2 protein-coding genes are annotated in these 1,201 nt (G+C 46.1%); both read right to left on the bottom strand.

Going from position 1 to position 1,201, the window contains the following annotated elements; all coding sequences use genetic code 11:
- A partial coding sequence (locus tag FC652_RS20030; RefSeq protein ID WP_176299897.1) for an Arm DNA-binding domain-containing protein occupies positions 1-866 on the bottom strand: 866 nt, incomplete at its 3' end.
- A 138-nt stretch (positions 867-1,004) separates the two neighbouring features.
- Positions 1,005-1,145, bottom strand: a complete 141-nt coding sequence (locus FC652_RS20895; protein WP_176299898.1) for a DUF3265 domain-containing protein — start codon at positions 1,143-1,145, stop codon at positions 1,005-1,007.
- Positions 1,146-1,201 lie beyond the last annotated feature (56 nt).

Genomic DNA, 1,201 nt, shown 5'->3' with positions numbered 1-1,201 from the left:
TTCTCAGAGCGAATGGTCAAATACCTGTCTTCCATGTTGATGTGTGACCACTTAAGCGACAACATTTCGCCTTTGCGCATACCTGTATTGAGTGCCAGTACAATCAACGGCTCTAAGAAATCCACATAGCGCTGTGACACCAGCCTTTGGGCGCGCTTACCGTATCTTTGCAATGCTTCGTCTTTTAAACGTGCATCACGCGCTTTCAAGCTCTCCAGTAATGCCGCCTCTTCACTCACCGACAGGTAACGAATACGCTTGTTATCAATGCGAGGGATTTTTACATTATCAAGAGAGTGAGAATCGATAAAACCCCACTCCACCGCACGATTGAACACTGCTCTTAGGCGGTTATAGGCATAGGAAATGGTCGCAGGGGCGCGACCTGCTTTGCTACGTTCGGCCACCCACTGCTGAATGTCCCAAGCGGTAATGTCGACCAGTGGCTTAGTGGATAGGTGTTTGAAGTTGCTTTGAATGCACATCAACGACTTTTGCGCCGTTTTTGCATTAATCGACATGAGATAGGCGGAATAATGTTCCTCAAGGAATTTACTCAGTGTCAGGCTGTTACGCTGCTCTCGCTTTTTCGCTTCATGGCGAGTGACTTGCACATCTTCCCCCGCCGCGACTTGCCCCGCTTTTTCTTTGGCTAAGTCTCGCGCTTGCGCTGGCGTTAAAGCATTAGCTGAACCGAGCAAGAAATTGCGCTGCTTACCGTGAATTCGATAGTAGAGGTAATACTTGATCACCCCTTTGGGCGAAATCCGCGCATGAAATCCGCTGATTTCCGTGTCGTTCAATCGCTCGTCTGCGATGGTGAGATTTTTGATAGAGCTGGCGGTGATTTTCTGCTTGATAGCCATGACACAGATTCCTTGTGTAGCGATTATGTAGCAGAATTATTGTATACGCAGGCATTTAAATGAACAACAATAAACAACCAATCAACACTTAAACCATTGATTTAGATTACATTAAATATCTTCTCTGTTCTTTGTTGTTTACTGAGCAACATACACCAATCCCAGCGTTAAGGGGTGAATGCCGCATAAACCAACTTCCCGCAAACCACTTTCACCACCAAAACTCGCCGCATACCAAAAATGCCACGCGGCATGAATCCCTCTTGAACGCCTTGTTATGCTTAAGCTTCAATGGGTTACGTTTTACTAGAACCAAGATTAACTCGACTTTGATT

The sequence above is a fragment of the Vibrio sp. 05-20-BW147 genome (assembly GCF_013369385.1).
GTDB classification, from domain to species: Bacteria; Pseudomonadota; Gammaproteobacteria; order Enterobacterales; family Vibrionaceae; genus Vibrio; species Vibrio floridensis.
The sequence above is the reverse complement of the archived record's forward strand: the minus strand, read 5'-3'. Positions and strand labels throughout refer to the sequence as shown.